The following is a 20,715-nucleotide window of genomic DNA, read 5'->3' on the forward strand; positions in this document are numbered from 1 at the left end:
GCACCCCCGCCCCGCGTCGGCGGTGGTCAGGCGTCGGTGGCCCCGGGATCCCCGGCGAGGACCCGCGCGACGGTGGCGATGAACTCGTCGGGGTCGAACGGCTTGGTGACGTAGGCGTCGACGCCCGCGTCGTAGCCGCGCTTGATGTCGGCGGCGAGGTTCTGCGTGCTCACCATGACGAGCTTGACGCCGTCGTAGCGGCGGTCGGCACGGATCTGCGCCGCTGTGACCACGCCGTCCTGCCGCGGCATCATGACGTCGACCGTCACGACGTCGGGAAGCGTCCCGGCCTCGTGCAGCGCGGCGAGCCGCTCGACGCAGTCGACCCCGTCGACCGCCTCGAGCACGTCGTACCCCTCGAGCTCCAGGTTGGTCCGGATGAGGAACCGGATCGACGCGGTGTCGTCGGCGACGAGGACGGTGGGCACGGGTCCCACGGTACTCACGGTGGGGTAGGCTCGCGGCGCACCAGGCTGAGTGCACCGACGACTCGCTCGTCGCCTCGGCCCCCGTAGCTCAGGGGATAGAGCGCCGCCCTCCGGAGGCGGAAGCGGAGGTTCGAATCCTCCCGGGGGCACCATCGCACGGCCCGGCCTCCACCTGCGTCACAGCAGGTCGGGGCCGTTCTGCTGTCACCGGCCCGCCGGAGCAGGCAGGATCGGGACATGCCAAGCACCCTCATCGAGGTCCGCACCGCACTGCCCGCCGACACCGAGATCGCCATGATCGACGCCGTCCACGACTCGCTCGTCGCGGCCTTCCGCATCCCGGCCGTGGACAAGCACGTCCGACTCGTGTCCCACGCTCCGCACCGCTTCGCCGTCCCGCCCCACCTGGAGCGCCCGGAGCGCTACACGAAGGTCACGATCGAGTGCTTCGCCGGACGCTCGACCGACGCCAAGCGCCGGCTCTACCGCGAGGTCGTCGAGCGTCTCGAGACGCTGGGCGTCCCCCGCGACCACGTCACCGTCACCGTGCAGGAGAGCCCGACCGAGAACTGGGGCATCAGCGGTGGCCAGGCCGCGTGCGACGTCGACCTGGGGTTCGACATCGAGGTGTGACCGAACGGCCGGACCAGGGGTGAGCCATCTCTCCCACCCGCCGAATTGTTTGTCGAAGCAACTACATGCATGATGCATAGGTAGTTCCGCCGACGACGTCCGAGAGGTCCCCCATGTCGTTCACTGCCCGCACCGCAGCCAAGGCCCCGCCGCTGCTGTCGGTCATCGCCCTCTGCTCCGGCGGTCTCGTCGCAGCCCTGACGCAGACGATGGTCATCCCGATCCAGTCCGAGCTGCCGGAGTACCTGAGCACCTCGCCGAGCAGCTCGGCGTGGGTCATCACCATCACGCTGCTCGCCGCCGCCGTCTCGATGGTCATCACCGGCCGCCTCGCCGACATGTTCGGCAAGCAGAAGATCCTCGTCATCTCCGCAGGCATCCTGACCGTCGGTTCGGCCATCTGCGCCCTGTCGGACACCCTCGCGCCGATGCTGGTCGGCCGGGCGCTGCAGGGCATGGCCATGGGCTTCATCCCCGTGGGCATCTCCCTCCTGCGTGAGATCACCCCCAAGCACATGCAGTCCACCGCCGTCGCCGCGATGAGCGCGACCCTCGGCGTGGGCGGCGCCATCGGCCTGCCGCTCTCGGCGTGGATCGCCGACGTCGCCGACTGGCATGCCCTCTTCTGGGTCTCCACCGCCGTGGCCGTCGTCGTGCTCCTCCTCATGCTCCTGGCCGTCCCCCACGTGACGGACGCCGCCGGCGGTCGCTTCGACGGCGGAGGTGCCATCGGTCTTGCGGTGGGGCTCACCGCGTTCCTGGTGGGCATCTCCAAGGCCACGACGTGGGGCTGGGGCGATGCCCGGACCATCGGCGCGATCGCCGGCGGGCTCGTCGTGCTGGTCCTCTGGGCTGTCTACGAGCTGCGGACCCCGCACTCCCTCGTCGACCTGCGCGCGACGGCGAAGCTGCCGGTGCTCATGACCAACGTCGCGGCCGTCGCCATCGGCTTCGGCATGATGGCGCAGTCCATCGTCGTGCCCCAGCTGCTGCAGCTCCCGTCGGAGACGGGCTACGGGCTGGGCCAGTCGATCCTGCACGCGGGGCTCTGGATGGCTCCGGCCGGGCTCATGATGCTCGTGTTCGCGCCGGTCTCCAGCTCCCTCATGACCAGGTACGGCGCCAAGACCGCGCTCATCGTGGGAGCGATCGTGCTCGCCGCGGGCTACGCGCTCGGGACGTTCCTGACGGACGCCCCGTGGCAGCTGCTCATCGTGTCGCTCGTCGCCTCGTCGGGCGTGGGCATCGGCTACGCCGCGATGCCGACACTCATCCTCGACGCCACTCCCCCGCACGAGGCCGGCGCGGCGGTCGGGCTCAACGCCCTGAGCCGCTCCACCGGCACGACCCTCGCCGCGGCGGTGATGGGCACGGTGCTCACTAGCTCGACCACCACGTTCGGCCCGGCGCAGGTGCCGTCGGAGTCGGCGTTCACGCTGTGCTTCGTGATCGGCGCCGGGGCCGCCCTCCTGGGTGCGCTCCTCGCGGGCTTCGTGCCCACGAGCCGCCGGCCCGACGACGAGGTCCTGGTCCACGACTCGCTCGGCGACCCCGAGCCCGCGCACGCCGCTCGCTGACCCGCCTCACGAGGGACCTGCCTCCGGCACGCCGTCCGGCCCGGGGGCGGGTCCTTCGTCGTTCAGGACGGGCCGGCGGCCTCGTGGGCGGCCTCGAGGGCGTCGTTGAGCTGGTTCAGGTCGGCCGCCAGTCGACGGACGCGGTCGGCCCCGAGCGTCTCCAGGGCCGTGCGGAAGATCTCCCCGCGACGGTCGAGGTCGCGGCGGAAGGCTTCCTCGCCCGCGTCGGTGGACCGGACGAGCTTGCTGCGGGACCCGGACTGCATCTCGAACACGACGAGCCCGTGCTCGAGGGCCGACTTCACCTGGCGGCTCACGGTGGACTGCTCGACCTGGAGCACCTCGACGAGGCGACCGATCGTGGACGGCCCCTCGTCGCGCAGGATCCACAGCAGACGGAACGCAGAACGGTCGAGCTCGAGCCCGGCGGGCGCCACGACGGTGGGGCGACCCAGACGCAGCACCTCGCCACCGATGTCCTTCAGCAGGTCCTCGGAGATCTCCTCGGGCACCGTGCCGCCTCCTGTCGCCGTCGTCACCTCCACCCTAGGCCCGGACGGCGCGCACTAGATTGCCCGCGTGAGCCGTGGACAGCCCGACGTCGCACAGCGTCCCGTCGGCGCGGTGCTGCTGGCCAGCGTCCTCTGGGGCACGACGGGCGTCGTCGCCCACCAGGCACCCGAGGGCTCCGACCAGCTCCTCGTCGGGCTCTCGACCTTCGGGTTCGGCGGCCTCCTCCTGCTGGTCCTCGACCCGCGCCCCACGACGAGACTCCTGCGCGACGCACGCCGCCTCCCCCTCGCCCTGTTGGGCGCCGTGGGCGTGTCCCTCTACGCCTCGCTCTACTACGTGGCGATGGACCGGGTGGGCGTGGCGATCGGCAACGTCCTCGCCCTCGGCTCCGGACCGATCTTCGCCGTGCTGCTCGAGCTCGTGGTCGACCGTCGACGCATCGACCCGCGCTGGGCGGCGGCCGCCGCCGTGACGGTGGTGGGGGTGGCGCTCCTGGCCGGGTCTGCGGGCTCCGCGCCCGGAGGCCGACCCGTGAGCGGCGTCCTGCTCGCCCTGGGTGCGGGCTTCGGGTACGCGCTCTACTCCTGGTCCGGGGCCCGCCTCATCTCCCGCGGCGCGAGCTCGCGCTCCGCGATGGGCGGCATCTTCGTCCTGGCCTCCGTCGGTCTGCTCCCGGCCTTCCTCGTCCTCGGACCGGGACCGCTCACGGAGCCCCGCGGGATCGTCGTCCTGGCCTACCTGGCCCTCGTCCCGATGGCGCTGGCGTACCTGCTCTTCGGGTACGGACTGCGGCGCCTCACGGCGTCGACAGCCACGACCCTCACCCTCGCCGAGCCCGTCGTGGCCACCCTGCTGGCCCTCGTCCTGCTGGACGAGCGCCTCTCGGGTCTCGGCTGGCTCGGGCTCGCCGTCATCGTGGTCGGGCTGCTGATGGTGGCGCTCGACGAGCGCAGGACACCAGGAGACAGGGCAGAGTGACCCTCATGGAACAGGTCGCGGACGGCGTCTTCGTCGGTCAGGGCACCGACGTCGGCTGGCTCGCGCTCGTCGACGGCGAGGACGTCACCCTCGTGGACACGGGCTACCCCAAGGACCACGGCCGGCTCGTCGCGGGCCTCGCCGCCCTCGGCCGCCGGCCCCAGGACGTGCGCGCGGTCCTGGTGACGCACGCCCACGTGGACCACGTGGGTGGCGTAGCCCCCTTCTCGAGGCTGGGCGTGCCCGTGCTCGTCGGCACCGAGGAGCTGCCCAACGCCCGCGGCGACGTGCACGAGCAGGCCGCGCCGCTCGACGTCGCCAAGCGGTCGTGGCGTCCCGGCGTCGCCGCCTGGTCGCTCCGCATCATGCGGGCCGGTGGCCTGGAGCACCCCACCGTCCCCGAGGCGCAGCCGGTCCCCGAGGGTCGCCTCGACCTCCCGGGCCACCCCGTGGCCATCGCCTGCCCCGGCCACACCTCCGGCCACACGGCCTTCCACCTGCCCGACGTCGGCGTGGTGGCCACCGGCGACGCGCTCGTGACGGCCCATCCCGTCTCGCGCGTCGACGGACCCCAGCTCATCCCCGACTTCTTCGCGCACGCCCCGGACCGGGCCGTCTCCAGCCTGAGCGCGCTCGCCGCGACCGACGCCCGGGTGGTCGTGCCGGGCCACGGGCCGACCTGGCGCGACGGTGTCGGCCGGGCGGTCGAGCAGGCTCTGAGCCACCGCGCCTAGGCTGACGCCCGTGACGATCCTGGGCACTCCTCTCTCCGACGGCGCCACGCGCGTCCTGCTCCTCGGCTCCGGCGAGCTCGGCAAGGAGGTCGCGATCGAGCTGCAGCGCCTCGGCGTCGAGACCATCGCCGTCGACCGCTACCCCGATGCCCCCGCGATGCAGGTGGCGCACCGCAGCCACGTGATCGACATGCTGGACCCGGCGGAGATCCGCCGGGTCGTCGAGCTGGAGGAGCCGCACTGGGTGGTCCCCGAGATCGAGGCCATCCACACCCCCACGCTGCAGGAGCTCGAGGCCGAGGGCATCACGGTGGTGCCCACGGCCCGGGCCGCCCGGCTCACGATGGACCGCGAGGGCATCCGTCGCCTGGCGGCCGAGGAGCTCGGCCTGCCCACCTCGCCGTACCGCTTCGCCGGGACCTTCGAGGAGATGTCGGCGGCGGTCGACGCCGTCGGCCTCCCGTGCGTCGTGAAGCCCGTCATGTCCTCGTCGGGCAAGGGCCAGTCCGTGCTCCGCGAGCCCTCCGACGTCCGGCCCGCGTGGGACTACGCGCAGGAGGGCGGCCGGGCTGGTGCGGGGCGCGTCATCGTGGAGGGCTTCGTGCCCTTCGACGTCGAGATCACGCTCCTCACCGTCAAGCACGCCGGTGTCGACGGCGGTGCCGACCTGATCTCCTTCTGCCCGGCCATCGGCCACACCCAGGTGGACGGCGACTACCGCGAGTCGTGGCAGCCGCAGGCCCTGTCCGACGTCGTCCTGGCCCGGGCGCAGGAGGTGGCCGCTGCCGTCGTCGCCGACCTCTGCGGGGAGCACGGCCGCGGCCTCTTCGGGGTGGAGCTCTTCGTGCACGGCGACGACGTGATCTTCTCCGAGCTCTCCCCCCGCCCGCACGACACCGGGCTGGTCACCCTCGTCTCGCAGGACCTCTCGGAGTTCGCGCTGCATGCTCGCGCCGTGCTGGGCCTGCCCGTCCCGGTCATCAGCACCCGCGGACCGTCCGCGTCGTGCGCGGTCCTCGTGGACGGCGAGATCACGGCGCCGCGCTTCGCCGGCGTGCCCCAGGCACTCGCGGAGCCCGGCACGAGCGTGCGGCTCTTCGGCAAGCCTGCGGTGTCCGGTCGTCGACGCATGGCCGTGACCCTCGCGGTCGGTCCCGACGTGGAGTCGGCGCGCGCCACCGCACGCCGTGCAGCCGAGCAGATCCACGTCGTCTGACCCCTCGGGAATGCCCGACCCGGCTCGCCGCTTGAACGTGGCATGAAGAACATCGGCTTCCTGTCGTTCGGGCACTGGACGCCCTCGCCCCAGTCACAGACCCGGTCGGCCTCCGACACCCTGCTCCAGTCGATCGACCTCGCGGTCGCGGCCGAGGAGCTCGGCGCCGACGGCGCGTACTTCCGCGTGCACCACTTCGCGCGTCAGCTCGCCTCGCCGTTCCCGCTGCTCGCCGCAGTCGGCGCGCGGACGAGCCGCATCGAGATCGGCACGGGCGTCATCGACATGCGGTACGAGAACCCCCTCTACATGGCCGAGGACGCCGGATCGGCCGACCTCATCTCCGGGGGCAGGCTCCAGCTCGGCATCAGTCGCGGATCTCCGGAGCAGGTCGTCGACGGCTTCAAGTACTTCGGCCACGTCCCCGCCGAGGACGACCCGGCCGGCGCCGCCATGGCGCGCAACGCGACCGAGGTCTTCCTCCAGGTGATCCAGGGCGAGGGCTTCGCCCAGCCGAGCCCTCGCCCCATGTTCCCCAACCCGCCCGGGCTGCTCCCCATCGAGCCGCACTCCCCCGGCCTGCGCGACCGCATCTGGTGGGGCGCCGGCTCCCGTGCCACGGCGGAGTGGACGGCCCAGCAGGGACTCAACCTCATGAGCTCGACGTTGCTCACCGAGGACACCGGCGTGCCGTTCCACCAGCTCCAGGCCGAGCAGATCCAGATGTTCCGCGACGCCTGGAAGGAGGCCGGCCACGCCCGCGAGCCCCGCGTCTCCGTGAGCCGCAGCATCTTCGCGCTCACCGACGACCGCGACCGCGCCTACTTCGGCCGCGGCGGACAGGACGCCGACCAGGTGGGCATCATCGACGGCACCACGGCGCGCTTCGGCCGCACGTACGCCGACGAGCCCGATGCCCTCATCGAGCAGCTCCGCGAGGACGAGGCCGTCGCCGCGGCCGACACCCTCCTGCTCACGGTCCCCAACCAGCTGGGCGTCGAGTACAACGCCCACGTCATCGAGAGCATCCTGAAGCACGTCGCCCCCGGCCTCGGCTGGCGCTGAGGCCTCCTCGGATTGCGAGCCCACGCAGGTTACGTAGCGTCGAAGGCATCACCACCCACCGAGGAGGAACCCATGCCCACACGCTCCGCACGCACCGCCTGGGACGGCGGCTTCAAGGACGGATCCGGCCAGACCGAGCTCACGAGCAGCGGTCTCGCGACCTTCGAGGTCTCCTTCCCCAAGCGCGCATCGGACGACGGCGGAGGCGCCACCAACCCCGAGGAGCTCCTCGCCGCGTCGCACTCGGCGTGCTACACGATGCAGCTCACCGCGCTGCTCGAGGAGGCCGGCGGAACGCCGCTCTCGATCGAGACCTCGGCCGACGTCACGCTCGGCGAGGATCCCGACGGCGGCTTCCGCATCACCTCCATCCACCTCACCGTGCGCGCCGAGGTCGACGGCATCGGCGAGACCGAGTTCCAGGAGGCCGCCGACGGCGCCAAGGAGAGCTGCCCGCTCAGCAAGGCACTTGACGGGGTCGACGAGATCACGCTGGACGCCCGGCTCGAGACCGCCTGACCCGCACGACCACACCCCGTCCTCTCGTCCCACCCGGCCGTCCGTGCCCGGTGGGACGATGACTGTCATGCGCCAGGCCCTCGCTCCCCACCGGCTTCCCGCCCAGCTGCTCACGGGCGAGCCGGCCGCGTCTCCGACTCTGGCAGTGGGCCATCTCGGCGCCGTCCAGTGCCAGGACCACGTGAGTGCTGCCTGGAGCATCGGGCGTCGTTGCGGGGCGTCCGCGGTCGAGGTGGCCGCCGCGCTGTCGGGCCCCGACGTGGTGCGAACCCACGTGCTCCGCACCACGTGGCACCACGTCCTGACCGAGGACCTCCCGCACCTCGTCGCCGCCACCGGAGCGCGGGTCGAGCGCCTCGTGGTCACCCACACCGCTCGCCAGGGACTCCCCGAGGACCGCCTCCGCGCCGCCGCTGACGTCGTGGCCCGGGCGGTGGAGGAGTCGCCGGGCTGCACGCGCGCCCACCTGGCCGAGCGCCTCCACGACGCCGGTCATGCACCGTTGCCGGGCGACCTCCTCGCCCACGTCGTGATGATGGCCGAGCTCGACGGCCGCGTCGGAGGTTCTCGGCTCACCGGCGGTCAGCACCGGTACCGACCGCTGAGCCTGGCGGCGTCGGCCCTGAGCCACGACGAGGCGCTCGCGTGGGTCGCGCGCACCTATGCGCGCGGCCACGGACCTCACACGGCCCACGACCTCGCCTGGTGGACGAGCCTCACGCTCACGCAGGCCCGCCGCGCCATCGAGCTGGCCCAGCTGCGACCCGTCACCCTCGACGGCCGGGAGCTCTGGGTGCTCGAGGAGGCAGAGCCGGTCGACGTCCCGCCCGTCCTCCTGCTCGCCAACTTCGACGAGATCATCTCCTACGTCCGCGACGCCCACCTCCGCGCGGAGCTCGGCCCCGGCTACGAGGTGGCGATGCGCGGCTTCGGACTGCTCTTCCTCGACGGTCGGCTGGCCGGCGGCTGGACCCGCACCGTGAGTGCCGCCACAGTGGAGGTCCACGTCACCACCCACGCCACCCTCTCGCGTCGGCACCGGGCCGCGCTCGACACCGAGACGGAGCATTTCGCCGGTTTTCTGGGGCTCGAGGGCTCCCTGCGCCTCACCACGTAGGGGCACGACGCGCGCCCGGACCAGCCGCCCGGCGCCTGGCGAGGCGCGCTACCCTGTCAGGAGTTCCCCCTGCACGCGCGCGCACTGAACGGAAGAGGCGATCGAGGCCGTGGCCGAGTCCTCCCAGGCATCAACCACCCCCGACTTCGGGACCAACCAGTGGCTCGTCGAGGAGATGTACGACCGGTATCAGGCCGATCCGTCCTCCGTCGACGCCTCCTGGGTGACGTTCTTCGAGAAGAACGACCTGGAGAGCAGCAACGGCTCCGCCCCGGCGCCCGCGAAGGCCGAGCCGGCCAAGGCCGAGCCGGCCAAGGCTGAGCCGGCCAAGGCTGAGCCGGCCAAGGACAAGGCCCCCGAGCCCGCCAAGCCGGAGCCCGCCAAGCCCGCGGCCAAGGCTGAGCCCGCCAAGCCCGCCGCGAAGGCCGAGCCCGCCAAGCCCGCCGCGAAGGCCGAGCCTGCCAAGCCCGCGGCCAAGCCGGCCGCCAAGTCGGGAGCCAAGGCCGAGCCCGCTCCCGCTGCCGGACCCGGCGAGGTCGAGCGCACCACGCTGCGCGGCGCCCCCGCGCGCACCGCCGCCAACATGGACGAGAGCCTCACGGTTCCCACCGCCACGAGCGTGCGCTCCGTGCCGGTCAAGCTGCTCTTCGACAACCGCACCGTCATGAACAACCACCTCGCCCGCGCCCGCGGCGGCAAGGTCTCGTTCACCCACATCATCGGCTACGCCGTCGTGCGCGCCATCTCCGAGATCCGCGCCATGAACACCGGCTACGACACCGACGAGAAGGGCAAGCCGGTCGCGCTCAAGCCCGAGCACATCAACTTCGGCCTCGCCATCGACCTCCAGAAGCCCGACGGAACCCGTCAGCTCATGGTCCCCAGCATCAAGGCCGCCGAGACGCTCGGCTTCGCCGGCTTCTGGCAGGCCTACGAGACCATGGTCAAGAAGGCCCGCGACGGCAAGCTCGAGGTCTCCGACTTCCAGGGCACCACCGTCAGCCTCACCAACCCCGGTGGCATCGGCACCAACCACTCGGTGCCGCGGCTCATGAAGGGCCAAGGCGTCATCGTCGGCGTCGGCTCCATGGACTACCCGCCGGAGTTCCAGGGCGCCTCGGCCCACACGCTCGCGCAGATGGCCATCTCCAAGATGATGACCCTCACGTCCACGTACGACCACCGCGTCATCCAGGGCGCGCAGTCGGGCGAGTTCCTCAAGCGCATCCACGAGCTGCTCATCGGCCAGGACGGCTTCTACGACGACATCTTCCGCGAGCTGCGGATCCCCTACGAGCCCATCCGCTGGGCCCAGGACATCGCCGTCAGCCACGACGACGACATCGATCGCCAGGCCCGCGTCCTCGAGCTCATCCACGCCTTCCGCGTGCGCGGCCACCTCATGGCCGACACCAACCCGCTCGAGTACCGCCAGCGCAGCCACCCCGACCTCGACACCGCCTCGCACGGCCTCACCCTGTGGGACCTCGACCGCGAGTTCCCCACGGGTCCGTCGTTCGGCGGCGACCGCCGCTACATGAAGCTGCGCGAGATCCTCGGCATCCTGCGCGACTCGTACAGCCGCACCGTCGGCATCGAGTACATGTACATCGAGGACCCGGCAGAGCGTCGCTGGTTCCAGGAGCGTCTCGAGCACGGCTACACCAAGCCGCCGCGTGAGGAGCAGCTCCGGATCCTGCTCAAGCTCAACCAGGCCGAGGCCTTCGAGACCTTCCTGCAGACCAAGTTCGTCGGCCAGAAGCGCTTCAGCCTCGAGGGTGGCGAGACCACGGTCCCGCTGCTCGACGAGATCTGCGAGGCCGCCGCTCTCGACGGCCTCGAGGAGGTCTGCATCGGGATGGCCCACCGCGGCCGCCTGAACGTGCTGGTCAACATCGCCGGCAAGAGCCCGGCCCAGGTCTTCCGCGAGTTCGAGGGCAACATCGACCCCCGCACCGTCCAGGGCTCCGGCGACGTCAAGTACCACCTCGGCGTCGAGGGCGAGTTCGTCGCCACCGGTGGCTCCAAGATCAAGGTCTCGGTGGCGGCCAACCCGTCGCACCTCGAGGTCGTCGACCCGGTGCTCGAGGGCATCGCGCGCGCCAAGCAGGACCGCCTCAACCGCGGCGCCGAGTTCCCGGTGCTGCCCGTCCTGGTGCACGGCGACGCCGCGTTCGCCGGACAGGGCGTCGTGGCCGAGACGCTCAACCTGTCGCAGCTGCGGGGCTACCGCACCGGCGGCACGATCCACGTCATCGTCAACAACCAGGTGGGCTTCACGACGTCTCCGTCGTCGTCCCGCTCCTCCACGTACTGCACCGACGTCGCCCGCATGATCCAGGCGCCGGTCTTCCACGTGAACGGCGACGACCCCGAGGCCTGCATCCGCATCGCGCAGCTGGCCTACGAGTACCGCCGCACGTTCAACAAGGACGTCGTCATCGACCTCGTCTGCTACCGCCGCCGCGGTCACAACGAGGGCGACGACCCCAGCTTCACGCAGCCCCTCATGTACGACACGATCAACGCCAAGAAGTCGGTGCGCAAGCTCTACACCGAGGCCCTGGTCGGTCGTGGCGACATCACCATCGAGGAGGCCGAGGCGGCCCTCGCGGACTACCAGGCCCAGCTCGAGCGCAACTTCGTCGACGTCAAGGAGGCCTCGGCCGACCCGGACTACACCCGGACGCCGGAGTACCCCACCAAGCCCGAGCACGAGGGCCAGCTGGTCACCTCCATCACGCCGGAGACCATGAAGGCCATCTCCTCGGCCTACACCTCCGTGCCCGACGGCTTCACGGTGCACCCCAAGGTGCTGCCGCAGCTGCAGCGTCGCGCCGCGTCCATCGAGACCGGTCCCATCGACTGGGGCACCGGCGAGATCCTCGCCATGGGCTCGCTCCTGCTCGACGGCCGCCCGGTGCGGCTGGCCGGTCAGGACTCGCGCCGCGGCACGTTCTCCTCGCGCTTCGCCACGATCATCGACCGTGAGAACGCGAGCGAGTGGACTCCCCTGGCGCACGTCGGCGACGAGCAGTCCACCTTCTACATCTACGACTCGCTGCTGAGCGAGTACGCCGCACTCGGCTTCGAGTACGGATACTCCGTGGCCCGTCCTGAGGCGCTCACGCTGTGGGAGGCCCAGTTCGGCGACTTCGTCAACGGCGCCCAGTCGGTCATCGACGAGTACATCTCCTCGGGCGAGACCAAGTGGGGTCAGAAGTCGGGCGTCGTCCTGCTGCTCCCTCACGGCTACGAGGGCCAGGGCCCCGACCACTCGTCGGCCCGCATCGAGCGCTTCCTGGCGCTGGCGGCCAACGGCGAGATCACGATCGCCCAGCCCTCCACGTCGGCCTCGTACTTCCATCTCCTGCGTCGTCAGGCGCTGGAGAGCGAGCACCGTCCGCTCATCGTCTTCACGCCCAAGCAGCTGCTGCGGCGCAAGTCGGCGGCCTCGGACCCGGCGGAGTTCACCTCCGGCGAGTTCCGCCCGGTCATCGCCGACACCGACGTCGAAGCCGGCTCGGTGGAGCGCGTCATCCTCGCCTCGGGTCGTGTCACGCACGACCTGCTGGAGGCCCGGACCAAGCGCGAGGACACCCGCACGGCCATCCTGCGGGTCGAGCAGCTCTACCCGCGTCCGCTCGAGGAGGTCAAGGAGCTGCTCGCGCAGTACTCCAACCTCACGACCGTGCGCTGGGTGCAGGACGAGCCGTCCAACCAGGGCCCGTGGCCGCACTACTCGCAGCACTGGGACCTCGACGTCCCGCTCGAGCTGATCTCGCGGCCCGAGTCCTCCACGACGGCCGTCGGCTCCAAGCACCGTCACGACGAAGAGGCCTCCGAGCTCATGGACGCCGCCTTCGCCGGCTGAGTCGGCCATGTACTTCACCGACCGAGGCATCGAGGAGCTGGCGGCCCGCCGCGGCGAGGAGGAGATCTCCTTCGCGTGGCTGGCCGACCGGCTCGTCGAGTTCGTCGACCTCAACCCCGACTTCGAGATCCCCACCGAGCGCCTCGCCACCTGGCTCGCCCGCCTCGACGACGACGAGGACTGACCCCCGCTCTCGGACCAACGACGAGGGCTTGCGGTCGCCACCACGACCCAAACCCCTCATCGTTCGTCCCCGCCGGACCAACGACGAGGGCTAGCGGTCGCCACCACGACCCAAACCCCTCATCGTTCGTCCCCACCAGACCAACGACGAGGGCTAGCGGTCGCCACCACGACCCAAACCCCTCATGGTTCGTCCCCACCAGACCAACGACGAGGGCTAGCGGTCGCCACCACGACCCAAACCCCTCATCGTTCGTCCCCACCAGACCAACGACGAGGGCTAGCGGTCGTCCCAACGACCACGAGCCCTCGTCGTTCGTCGGTCAGCGGGTGAGGACGATCTTGCCGAAGACGGAGCCGTCGATGACCGACTCGAGGCCGGAGGCGGCGTCCTCCATCGGGATCTCGCGGTCGATGAGGGGCTTGGTGCCGGTCACGTCGAGGAACTGGGCCAGGCGGTGGAGCTCGTCGCGCGTGCCCATGGTGGAGCCGTGGACGCGCATCTGCTGGAAGAAGATCCGCGTCAGCTCGGCGGGGGGCGCGTCGCCCGACGTCGCGCCGGAGATGACGATCGTGCCGCCGGGGCGCATGGAGCGAACCGAGTGCGACCAGGTGGCCTTGCCGACGGTCTCCATGACGGCGTCGACCTTCACCGGCAGGCGCGCGCCGGACTCGAAGACCTCGTGCGCGCCGATCTCGAGCGCCTTGGTGCGCTTGTCCTCGTCGCGGCTCGTGGCCAGGACCCGCAGACCGGCGGCGCGCGCCAGGATGATGAGGGCCGTGGCCACGCCGCCGCCCGCGCCCTGCACGAGGACCGTGTCACCCTGCTTGAGGTCGGACTGCGTGAAGAGCATGCGGTAGGCCGTGAGCCAGGCCGTGGGAAGGCACGCCGCCTCGGCGAAGCTGAGGCCCGCGGGCTTGGCCACGACGTTGCGGCTGGGCACGGCCACCTTCTCCGCGAACGTGCCCGGGTGCCGCTCGGACAGCAGCGACCGCTTGGGGTCGAGCGTCTCGTCGCCGCGCCACGAGGGGTCGCTGATCACGGCGTGCACGATGACCTCGTTGCCGTCCTCGTCGTACCCCGCGGCGTCGCAGCCCAGGATCATGGGCAGCGCGTCACTCCTGAGGCCGACGCCGCGCAGGCTCCACACGTCGTGGTGGTTGATGGAGGCCGCCTTGACCGTGACCGTGGTCCACCCGTCGGGGACCACCGGATCGGGCTGCTCGCCGATCACGAGCCCCTTGAGCGGGTCCTCCGGGTTGATCTCACCTGCGTAGACGGCGAACATGCGGCTCCTCTTCGTGGTGGGTGCTGATCAGCTCAGTAGGGCCGGCGGGCCAGTCCCTCGCGGCGTGCGGTGTCGGTGACGGCCCGGGCGACGGCGGTGGCCACCCGGGGGTCGAAGGGCGACGGGATGACGTAGGACTCGGCGAGGTCGTCGCCCACGAGGTCGGCGATGGCGTGGGCCGCCGCGATCTTCATGGACTCCGAGATGGCCGTGGCACGGACGTCGAGGGCCCCGCGGAAGATGCCGGGGAACACCAGCACGTTGTTGATCTGGTTGGCGAAGTCCGAGCGGCCCGTGGCGACCACGCGGGCGTGCCGCGACGCGACGTCGGGGTGCACCTCGGGCGTGGGGTTGGCGAGCGCGAAGACGATGGCGTCCTCGGCCATCCCCGCCACGGCGGACTCCGCGATGGTCCCGCCGGAGACGCCGATCAGCACGTCGGCACCGCGCAGGGCGTCGTCGACGGTGCCCGGCTTGGCCCAGCCCGAGGTCTGGTCGGCGAGCAGCTGCTTGACGCTGTTGAGGTCGGTGCGGCCGGAGTGGATGACGCCGGCGCGGTCGAGGACGCTGACCTTGCGGACGCCCGACTCGCGGAGGATCTGGGTGATGGCCACGCCGGCGGCGCCGGCGCCGGAGATGACGACCTTGATGTCCTCCATGTCGCGGTCGGTGAGGCGCAGCGCGTTGATGAGCGCGGCCAGGACCACGACGGCGGTGCCGTGCTGGTCGTCGTGGAAGACAGGGATGTCGAGGGCGTCCTTGAGACGACGCTCGATCTCGAAGCAGCGCGGGCTCGAGATGTCCTCCAGGTTCACGCCGCCGAAGGTGGGCGCGAGCCGGATGATCGTCTCGACGATCTCGTCGACGTCGGTGGTGTCGAGGGCCACCGGGATGGCGTCGACGCCGCCGAACTGCTTGAACAGGACGGCCTTGCCCTCCATGACCGGCATCGACGCGGCCGGGCCGATGTCGCCGAGGCCGAGCACGGCCGTGCCGTCGGTGATGACGGCGACCGTGTTGGAGACCCACGTGTACTCGTGGGCGACCTCGGGGTCGGCGTGGATGGCCTCGCACACGCGGGCGACGCCGGGCGTGTAGGCCAAGGAGAGGTCATGGGCGTCGCGCAGGGGCACGGAGGCCGAGATCTCCATCTTGCCGCCGCGGTGCAGGGCGAAGACGGGGTCCTCGGGGTCGAAGGTCTCGATGCGAGCGTCGATGTCGGTGGCAACCATCTGTGAGTGAAGTCCTCGGCGAAGAATCCGGTCGTGCTGCAGACCGGTCCGGTCGCAGTGCGGCTCGTGCCGCGATGCCCACGATGGGGGCTGGGGAAAGGGGGTGTGTCCCGCCGGTCAGTCTCTCACATCGGCCAGGGGCTCCCGGCGTGAGGCCGGTCTCACGAGAGCGCCCACAGGAGGGGTCAGAGCGCCTCGGGGTCGTCGACCAGCGCCGCTGTCACGGGCGGCGCCAGCAGGCAGCCCAGGGCCACGACACCCGTCGTGGCCAGCAGCGTCGGGACCCACCACACGTTGTCACGGGCGTTGTAGGCGATCAGCACCTGGATGAGCTGCGTCAGCACGAGGAAGCCCCGGCCCCAGGAGTGGCCGCGGAGCACGCGGACCGCGGCCCACACCATGGCGGCGGCGTAGACCGCGAGCAGCAGCGCGGCGCCGACGCCGAGGCCCAGACGATCGCTGTTGAGGTCGGTGAGGTCGAGCACGGCCAGGGTGACCAGGCCGAGCGCCTCGACCGCGACGATCCCGAACACCACGAGCAGGAACCTGCGGGCGGCGCCCGTGGGACGCGTGGGACCGCTGGGACTGGTGGGGCGATCGGCATCCGTCACGGTCCCTACCCTAGGGCGGTGTCGTCCGGCGGTGTGACGAGGTGTGATGGAGCCGACAGGAGGCGCGCTCGGGTATCTCTTGTGCAAGTGTCCGCAGGCTGGAACGATGGGTGACAGCGCCCCGAGCCATGTAACGAACATGTGAACGCGACCCTGTCGCCCCACGTCATCGCTCCGGGAGAACACATCACCACGGGAAGGAGACATCGTCATGGACTGGCGCCACCGAAGCGCGTGTCTGGACGAAGACCCCGAGCTCTTCTTCCCCATCGGCAACACCGGCCCCGCGATCATGCAGATCGAGGAGGCGAAGGTTGTCTGTCGTCGTTGCGACGTCCGGGAGCAGTGCCTGCAGTGGGCACTCGAGTCCGGTCAGGACCACGGCGTCTGGGGAGGCATGAGCGAGGACGAACGTCGCGCTCTCAAGCGCCGCAACGCCCGGGCACGCATCCGCACCGCCTGAGCCACGCGCACAGACTCACCGAGTCACAGAGACGAGCCCCGCACCCTTGGTGCGGGGTTCTGTTCTGTTCAGGACCTGATCTCCAGCGAGATGACCACGGTGGTGCCGCCGCGCGGGTTGGGCTCGAACGCCAGCGTCCCGCCCAGCTCGGCCTGCACGAGCGTGGAGACGATCGAGAGGCCCAGGCTGTCCTCGGGGCTGAAGTCGCTCGGCAGGCCCTTGCCGTCGTCGCTGACCCGCAGCCGCACGCGGTCACGGATCCGGTTCACGGCGATCGTGAGGCGGCCGCCCGACTCGTCGTAGGCGTGCTCGGCCGCGTTCTGGATGAGCTCGGTGAGCACCATCGCCAGGGGCGTGGCCACCTCGGCCGGCACGTGGCCGAACGAGCCGACACGGGCCCCACGGACCCCTGCGCCGGCGACGTCGAGCACCGTGCGCATGAGCCGGTCGGCGATCTCGTCGAAGTCGACCGTCTCGTCGAAGGACTGGCTGAGCGTCTCGTGCACGAGCGCGATGGAGCCGACGCGGCGCACGGCCTCCTCGAGCGCGCCGCGTGCCTCGGGAGCCGCGACCCGACGGGCCTGCAGACGGAGCAGCGCCGCCACGGTCTGGAGGTTGTTCTTCACCCGGTGGTGGATCTCGCGGATCGTGGCCTCCTTGGAGACCAGCTGGCGCTCCCGGAGCCGCAGCTCGGTGACGTCGCGCAGGAGCACGACCGACCCGCTGCGCCGACCGTGGGACCGCACCGGGATCAGCCGCACGAGCAGGGAGGCGTGAGCGTTCTCGACCTCGGCCTCCCCCTGGTCGTCGCCCTCCAGGAGCGCGACCGCCGCACCGTCGGTGGGCCGGGCGGGACGCCGTGCCGTGAGGGCCGTGGTGACGTCGGCGAGGTCGACGCCGACGAGGTCGCCCGAGAGCCCGAGCCGACGGTAGGCCGACATCGCGTTGGGGCTGGCGAAGAGGACCGCACCCCGGGAGTCCGTCCTGATGAAGCCGTCACCGACCCGGAGGGAGTCAGCCAGCTCCGAGCGCGAGCCCGGGGTGGGGAACTCCCCCTGGCGGATCATCTCGGTGAGCTCGCCCGCTGTCTGCCGGTAGGCGGTCTCGAGCCGGCTCGACGCACGGAGTCCGAAGGTCGCCGAGCGTCGCTCGATGACGGCCACCGGGACCTCGCGCCGCACCGGGACGAGCTGCACGCGGGCGGCGGTGTCGCCGTCCAGCGCCACCTGCACGTCGTCGAGGGGCTCCCCCGTCTTGAGCACCCGCTCGAACGCGAAGGTCTCCTCGCTCGGCACGAAGGTCCCCACGACGTCCTCCTGGAGCGTCGTGGGTCCGGTGGTGGGGCGGATCTGGGCGGCGGCCCAGCGCCCCTTGGCCTCGGCGTCGGGCACCCACAGCACGAGGTCGGAGAAGGAGAGGTCGGCGATCAGCTGCCAGTCAGCGACCACGGCGTGCAGCCACGCGACGTCGGCCTCGTCGAGGGTCGTCTGCGACCGGGCGATGTCGTCGAGGGAGGGCACCTCGGCAGCCTATCGAGCGGCCGCGGCCGGCTGCCGCCCTCAGGACGCCTGTGCCACAGTGGGTCCGATGTCTGAGGCGTACTGGCAGGCGGTCATGCAGACCGGCCGAAGAGTTCCGATCGACCGATCGCTCGACGAGTCCACCGTCGAGCTCATCGAGATGCTCGGCCACCCGAACCCGCGCCTGCGCGAGGACCTCGCATACCCGCTCCTCACCACGTGGCTGGCCGAGGGCGTGTACGACGACCTCCTGACCGGCCTGGGCGACGGCGTGCTGCCGGGCCTGCGGTACGGGCTGGGGCACGACGGAGACGTCTCGGTCATCCGACGCTCGTACAGCGCCCTGCTCCTCGCCGAGGTCGTGGGCCGCGACAACCAGGCGCACCTGCTGGCCTCCGAGACGGTCCTGGGCTGGGGCGACCACGCCACCAGCTGGTACGTCCGGGAGCAGGACCACCGCGGCTGGCTGCCCGAGCAGGGCTGGGCCCATGCCATCGCCCACGGTGCCGACCTCCTCGGCGCGCTGGCCCGCTCACGACACTTCGGCCGCCTCGAGCTCACGGTCCTGCTCGACGTCATCGCCGACCGGGTCCTGCAGCCGACGTCGCACATCTGGCGCCACGGCGAGGACGACCGGCTCGCGTACGCCGTGATGACGCTCCTGCACCGCAACTCCCTCGACCCCGCGATCGTCGAGCCCTGGCTCGCGCGCCTGGGCGACGGCATCCGTCCGCCACGCGTGCGGGGCCACTTCGACACCGAGTGGCCGTCGCCTCCGGCCAGCAACACGTCGGCCTTCCTCCGCGCGCTCCACCTCCAGCTCGCGCTGGGAGTCCAGGGCAGGGCCGACCTCACCGGCGACGCCGAGCTCTTCGCCGAGCAGCCGGCCCACCGCGCCGATCTTCTGCTCGCCGTCCTCGACCAGATCCGGGCCGAGAGCCCCTGGCTGTACCGACCCACCACCCGCGCCCAGCCCGTGGGCGAGTAAGCCCGACGACCGACCCCTGGCTCGGGTAGCGTCCCGATCATGACGCAGACGGACGACACCACCTCCACCGACGACACCCCCAAGCACGCCGGTGTCCACGCCCTGGAGGTCGCTCGTGCCCACGGCGTCGAGGCACTGTTCACCCTCTCCGGGGCGCACGTCTTCCCGCTCTACGACGCCGCCGTCACGGCCGAGCCGCCCACGCCCATCATCGACGTCCGGCACGAGCCCACGGCCGTGTTCGCCGCGGAGGCCATCGGCAAGCTCACCCGCACACCCGGTCTCGCGGTGCTCACGGCGGGCCCCGGTGTCACCAACGGCGTCAGCCCCGTGACACAGGCGCAGTTCAGCGGCTCGCCCCTCGTCGTCATCGGCGGCCGCGCCCCGGCCGGGCGCTGGGGCATGGGCACGCTGCAGGAGCTCGACCACCCGCCCATCTTCAGCACCATCACCAAGTCGGCCGAGACCGCGCACACCGTCGACGACGTCGCGCCCACCGTGGACCGGGCCTTCAACCTGGCCGGCTCGTCGCACCGCGGCCCCGCCTTCGTCGACATCCCGATGGACCAGATCTTCAACAGCACGACGGTCGACTCGCCGTCTGCCGGCAACACCACCGCGGCCATCACGCCCGACGCCGACGCCTTGGCGCGCATCGCCCGCCTCCTCGCCGACGCCGAGCGACCCGTGCTCGTGATCGGCACCGACGTCTGGGCCGACCACGCGGAGGAGGCTGCGCTCCGGTTCGTCGAGGAGACGGGCATCCCGGCCCTCGCCAACGGCATGGGCCGCGGCATCCTGCCGGGTGGTCACCCTCTCCTCGTCACCAAGGCGCGCTCCGTGGCGCTCGGCCAGGCCGACGTCGTCGTGGTCGTGGGCACCCCCCTCGACTTCCGCCTCGGCTACGGCGTGTTCGGCGGCAAGGAGGGCGCTCCGCAGGCCCGCACGGTCCACCTGGCCGACTCGCCCGGACAGGTCTCGGCCCACGCCCAGCTCGCCGCGTCCGCCGCAGGCGACCTCACCCAGTGCTTCGACGGCATCCTGGCGGCGCTCCAGTCCACACCGGGCTCACGCCCGTCGTGGAGCGAGTGGCTCGGACGCCTCCAGGACCGTGTGGCCGCCACCACGGCCTCGGACAACGAGCTCCTGGGTGCCGAGGCCGACCCCATCCACCCCGCGCGCATCTACGGCGAGCTGCTTCCCCGCCTGGCCGACGACGCCGTCGTCATCGGCGACGGCGGCGACTTCGTGTCCTTCGCCGGCAAGTACGTGGAGCCCCAGCGCCCCGGCGGGTGGCTCGACCCTGGCCCGTACGGCTGCCTCGGCGCCGGCATGGGCGCGGCCATCGCGGCCCGCATCGCCCGGCCGTCGAGCCAGGTCGTGGTGCTCTTCGGCGACGGCGCGGCCGGCATGTCGCTGCTCGACGTCGACACCCTCGTCCGTCACGACCTCCCCGTCGTCATGATCGTCGGCAACAACTCGGCGTGGGGCCTGGAGAAGGGCCCCATGCAGATGCTCTACGGCTATGACGTCGCGGCCGACCTGGCCCCGCAGACCCGCTACGACCAGGTGGTCACGGCGCTCGGTGGCGGCGGCGAGATGGTGACCGACCCGAAGGAGATCGGTCCCGCCATCGACCGTGCCTTCGCCTCCGACGTCCCGTACCTCGTCAACGTCATCACTGACGTCGACGCCGCCTACCCCCGCGCCACGAGCGGCATCTAGACGCACCCTCGCCCAGCCCCCTGGTCGCCGTCCCGCCCAGGGCCGGGTAA

Annotated in this window: 19 protein-coding genes and 1 tRNA gene; 14 read left to right on the forward strand and 6 right to left on the reverse strand. The window is 71.5% G+C overall.

The window, feature by feature from the left end; all coding sequences use genetic code 11:
- Window positions 1-26 precede the first annotated feature (26 nt).
- Window positions 27-428, reverse strand: coding sequence for a response regulator (locus tag ASD11_RS09275; protein WP_156464655.1), 402 nt, complete (start codon window positions 426-428; stop codon window positions 27-29).
- A 77-nt stretch (window positions 429-505) separates the two neighbouring features.
- Between ASD11_RS09275 and ASD11_RS09280 the strand changes: the two genes are divergently transcribed.
- The 3 genes from ASD11_RS09280 to ASD11_RS09290 all read left to right on the forward strand — a co-directional run bounded on the left by ASD11_RS09280 (window position 506) and on the right by ASD11_RS09290 (window position 2,638).
- Window positions 506-580, forward strand: a tRNA-Arg gene (locus ASD11_RS09280).
- Window positions 581-665: 85 nt separating this feature from the next.
- A complete protein-coding gene (locus ASD11_RS09285) occupies window positions 666-1,061 on the forward strand; it encodes a tautomerase family protein (RefSeq protein WP_056286215.1) in 396 nt (131 codons plus the stop codon).
- A gap of 113 nt (window positions 1,062-1,174) precedes the next feature.
- Window positions 1,175-2,638 (forward strand): MFS transporter, encoded by a 1,464-nt coding sequence (locus ASD11_RS09290; protein ID WP_056286219.1) that lies wholly within the window; start codon window positions 1,175-1,177, stop codon window positions 2,636-2,638.
- A gap of 62 nt (window positions 2,639-2,700) precedes the next feature.
- Here ASD11_RS09290 and ASD11_RS09295 read toward each other — a convergent pair whose 3' ends face one another.
- Window positions 2,701-3,177, reverse strand: a complete 477-nt coding sequence (locus tag ASD11_RS09295; protein WP_162246472.1) for a MarR family winged helix-turn-helix transcriptional regulator — start codon at window positions 3,175-3,177, stop codon at window positions 2,701-2,703.
- Window positions 3,178-3,217: 40 nt separating this feature from the next.
- Here ASD11_RS09295 and ASD11_RS09300 point away from each other — a divergent pair, with 40 nt between their 5' ends.
- From ASD11_RS09300 to ASD11_RS18505, 8 genes are all read left to right on the forward strand, one after another.
- Window positions 3,218-4,129 (forward strand): DMT family transporter, encoded by a 912-nt coding sequence (locus ASD11_RS09300; RefSeq protein ID WP_056286224.1) that lies wholly within the window; start codon window positions 3,218-3,220, stop codon window positions 4,127-4,129.
- 5 nt (window positions 4,130-4,134) lie between these two features.
- A complete protein-coding gene (locus tag ASD11_RS09305) occupies window positions 4,135-4,863 on the forward strand; it encodes an MBL fold metallo-hydrolase (RefSeq protein WP_056288658.1) in 729 nt (242 codons plus the stop codon).
- A gap of 10 nt (window positions 4,864-4,873) precedes the next feature.
- The gene (gene purT / locus ASD11_RS09310; protein WP_056286227.1) at window positions 4,874-6,079 is read left to right on the forward strand and encodes a formate-dependent phosphoribosylglycinamide formyltransferase; all 1,206 of its coding nucleotides are present in this window, start codon (window positions 4,874-4,876) and stop codon (window positions 6,077-6,079) included.
- 42 nt (window positions 6,080-6,121) lie between these two features.
- Window positions 6,122-7,144: an LLM class flavin-dependent oxidoreductase gene (locus tag ASD11_RS09315; RefSeq protein WP_056286231.1), complete on the forward strand. Its 1,023-nt coding sequence runs from the start codon at window positions 6,122-6,124 to the stop codon at window positions 7,142-7,144.
- 72 nt (window positions 7,145-7,216) lie between these two features.
- A complete protein-coding gene (locus tag ASD11_RS09320) occupies window positions 7,217-7,663 on the forward strand; it encodes an OsmC family peroxiredoxin (RefSeq protein WP_056286234.1) in 447 nt (148 codons plus the stop codon).
- A 67-nt stretch (window positions 7,664-7,730) separates the two neighbouring features.
- Window positions 7,731-8,780: a DNA glycosylase AlkZ-like family protein gene (locus tag ASD11_RS09325; protein WP_056286237.1), complete on the forward strand. Its 1,050-nt coding sequence runs from the start codon at window positions 7,731-7,733 to the stop codon at window positions 8,778-8,780.
- A 109-nt stretch (window positions 8,781-8,889) separates the two neighbouring features.
- Window positions 8,890-12,654 (forward strand): multifunctional oxoglutarate decarboxylase/oxoglutarate dehydrogenase thiamine pyrophosphate-binding subunit/dihydrolipoyllysine-residue succinyltransferase subunit, encoded by a 3,765-nt coding sequence (locus ASD11_RS09330; RefSeq protein WP_056286241.1) that lies wholly within the window; start codon window positions 8,890-8,892, stop codon window positions 12,652-12,654.
- A gap of 7 nt (window positions 12,655-12,661) precedes the next feature.
- A complete protein-coding gene (locus tag ASD11_RS18505) occupies window positions 12,662-12,838 on the forward strand; it encodes a DUF6104 family protein (RefSeq protein ID WP_156464657.1) in 177 nt (58 codons plus the stop codon).
- Window positions 12,839-13,160: 322 nt separating this feature from the next.
- Here ASD11_RS18505 and ASD11_RS09335 read toward each other — a convergent pair whose 3' ends face one another.
- The 3 genes from ASD11_RS09335 to ASD11_RS09345 all read right to left on the reverse strand — a co-directional run bounded on the left by ASD11_RS09335 (window position 13,161) and on the right by ASD11_RS09345 (window position 15,969).
- Window positions 13,161-14,126: a zinc-binding dehydrogenase gene (locus tag ASD11_RS09335; RefSeq protein WP_056286242.1), complete on the reverse strand. Its 966-nt coding sequence runs from the start codon at window positions 14,124-14,126 to the stop codon at window positions 13,161-13,163.
- Window positions 14,127-14,158: 32 nt separating this feature from the next.
- Window positions 14,159-15,358, reverse strand: a complete 1,200-nt coding sequence (locus ASD11_RS09340; protein WP_056286246.1) for an NAD(P)-dependent malic enzyme — start codon at window positions 15,356-15,358, stop codon at window positions 14,159-14,161.
- 185 nt (window positions 15,359-15,543) lie between these two features.
- Complete coding sequence (locus ASD11_RS09345; RefSeq protein WP_056286249.1) at window positions 15,544-15,969, reverse strand: hypothetical protein; 426 nt, start codon at window positions 15,967-15,969, stop codon at window positions 15,544-15,546.
- Between the two features lie 211 nt (window positions 15,970-16,180).
- On the opposite strand from ASD11_RS09345, the gene ASD11_RS09350 reads away from it, so the two are divergent.
- Window positions 16,181-16,432 (forward strand): WhiB family transcriptional regulator, encoded by a 252-nt coding sequence (locus ASD11_RS09350; protein ID WP_056286252.1) that lies wholly within the window; start codon window positions 16,181-16,183, stop codon window positions 16,430-16,432.
- 68 nt (window positions 16,433-16,500) lie between these two features.
- Here ASD11_RS09350 and ASD11_RS09355 read toward each other — a convergent pair whose 3' ends face one another.
- Complete coding sequence (locus tag ASD11_RS09355; RefSeq protein WP_056286254.1) at window positions 16,501-17,952, reverse strand: sensor histidine kinase; 1,452 nt, start codon at window positions 17,950-17,952, stop codon at window positions 16,501-16,503.
- A gap of 67 nt (window positions 17,953-18,019) precedes the next feature.
- Here ASD11_RS09355 and ASD11_RS09360 point away from each other — a divergent pair, with 67 nt between their 5' ends.
- Both ASD11_RS09360 and ASD11_RS09365 read left to right on the forward strand, forming a co-directional pair.
- Window positions 18,020-18,940: a DUF2785 domain-containing protein gene (locus ASD11_RS09360; protein WP_082554261.1), complete on the forward strand. Its 921-nt coding sequence runs from the start codon at window positions 18,020-18,022 to the stop codon at window positions 18,938-18,940.
- A 39-nt stretch (window positions 18,941-18,979) separates the two neighbouring features.
- Window positions 18,980-20,665 (forward strand): acetolactate synthase, encoded by a 1,686-nt coding sequence (locus tag ASD11_RS09365; RefSeq protein ID WP_056286261.1) that lies wholly within the window; start codon window positions 18,980-18,982, stop codon window positions 20,663-20,665.
- Window positions 20,666-20,715: the final 50 nt, after the last annotated feature.

Source organism: Aeromicrobium sp. Root495 (genome assembly GCF_001426755.1).
Classification (GTDB): Bacteria; Actinomycetota; Actinomycetes; order Propionibacteriales; family Nocardioidaceae; genus Aeromicrobium.

Coding starts and splice junctions, on each gene's coding strand:
- ASD11_RS09285 (WP_056286215.1), top strand. CDS start 666: ATGCCAAGCACCCTCATCGAGGTCCGCACCGCACTGCCCGCCGACACC.
- ASD11_RS09290 (WP_056286219.1), top strand. CDS start 1,175: ATGTCGTTCACTGCCCGCACCGCAGCCAAGGCCCCGCCGCTGCTGTCG.
- ASD11_RS09305 (WP_056288658.1), top strand. CDS start 4,135: ATGGAACAGGTCGCGGACGGCGTCTTCGTCGGTCAGGGCACCGACGTC.
- ASD11_RS09315 (WP_056286231.1), top strand. CDS start 6,122: ATGAAGAACATCGGCTTCCTGTCGTTCGGGCACTGGACGCCCTCGCCC.
- ASD11_RS09320 (WP_056286234.1), top strand. CDS start 7,217: ATGCCCACACGCTCCGCACGCACCGCCTGGGACGGCGGCTTCAAGGAC.
- ASD11_RS09325 (WP_056286237.1), top strand. CDS start 7,731: ATGCGCCAGGCCCTCGCTCCCCACCGGCTTCCCGCCCAGCTGCTCACG.
- ASD11_RS18505 (WP_156464657.1), top strand. CDS start 12,662: ATGTACTTCACCGACCGAGGCATCGAGGAGCTGGCGGCCCGCCGCGGC.
- ASD11_RS09335 (WP_056286242.1), bottom strand. CDS start 14,126: ATGTTCGCCGTCTACGCAGGTGAGATCAACCCGGAGGACCCGCTCAAG.
- ASD11_RS09340 (WP_056286246.1), bottom strand. CDS start 15,358: ATGGTTGCCACCGACATCGACGCTCGCATCGAGACCTTCGACCCCGAG.
- ASD11_RS09350 (WP_056286252.1), top strand. CDS start 16,181: ATGGACTGGCGCCACCGAAGCGCGTGTCTGGACGAAGACCCCGAGCTC.
- ASD11_RS09360 (WP_082554261.1), top strand. CDS start 18,020: ATGTCTGAGGCGTACTGGCAGGCGGTCATGCAGACCGGCCGAAGAGTT.
- ASD11_RS09365 (WP_056286261.1), top strand. CDS start 18,980: ATGACGCAGACGGACGACACCACCTCCACCGACGACACCCCCAAGCAC.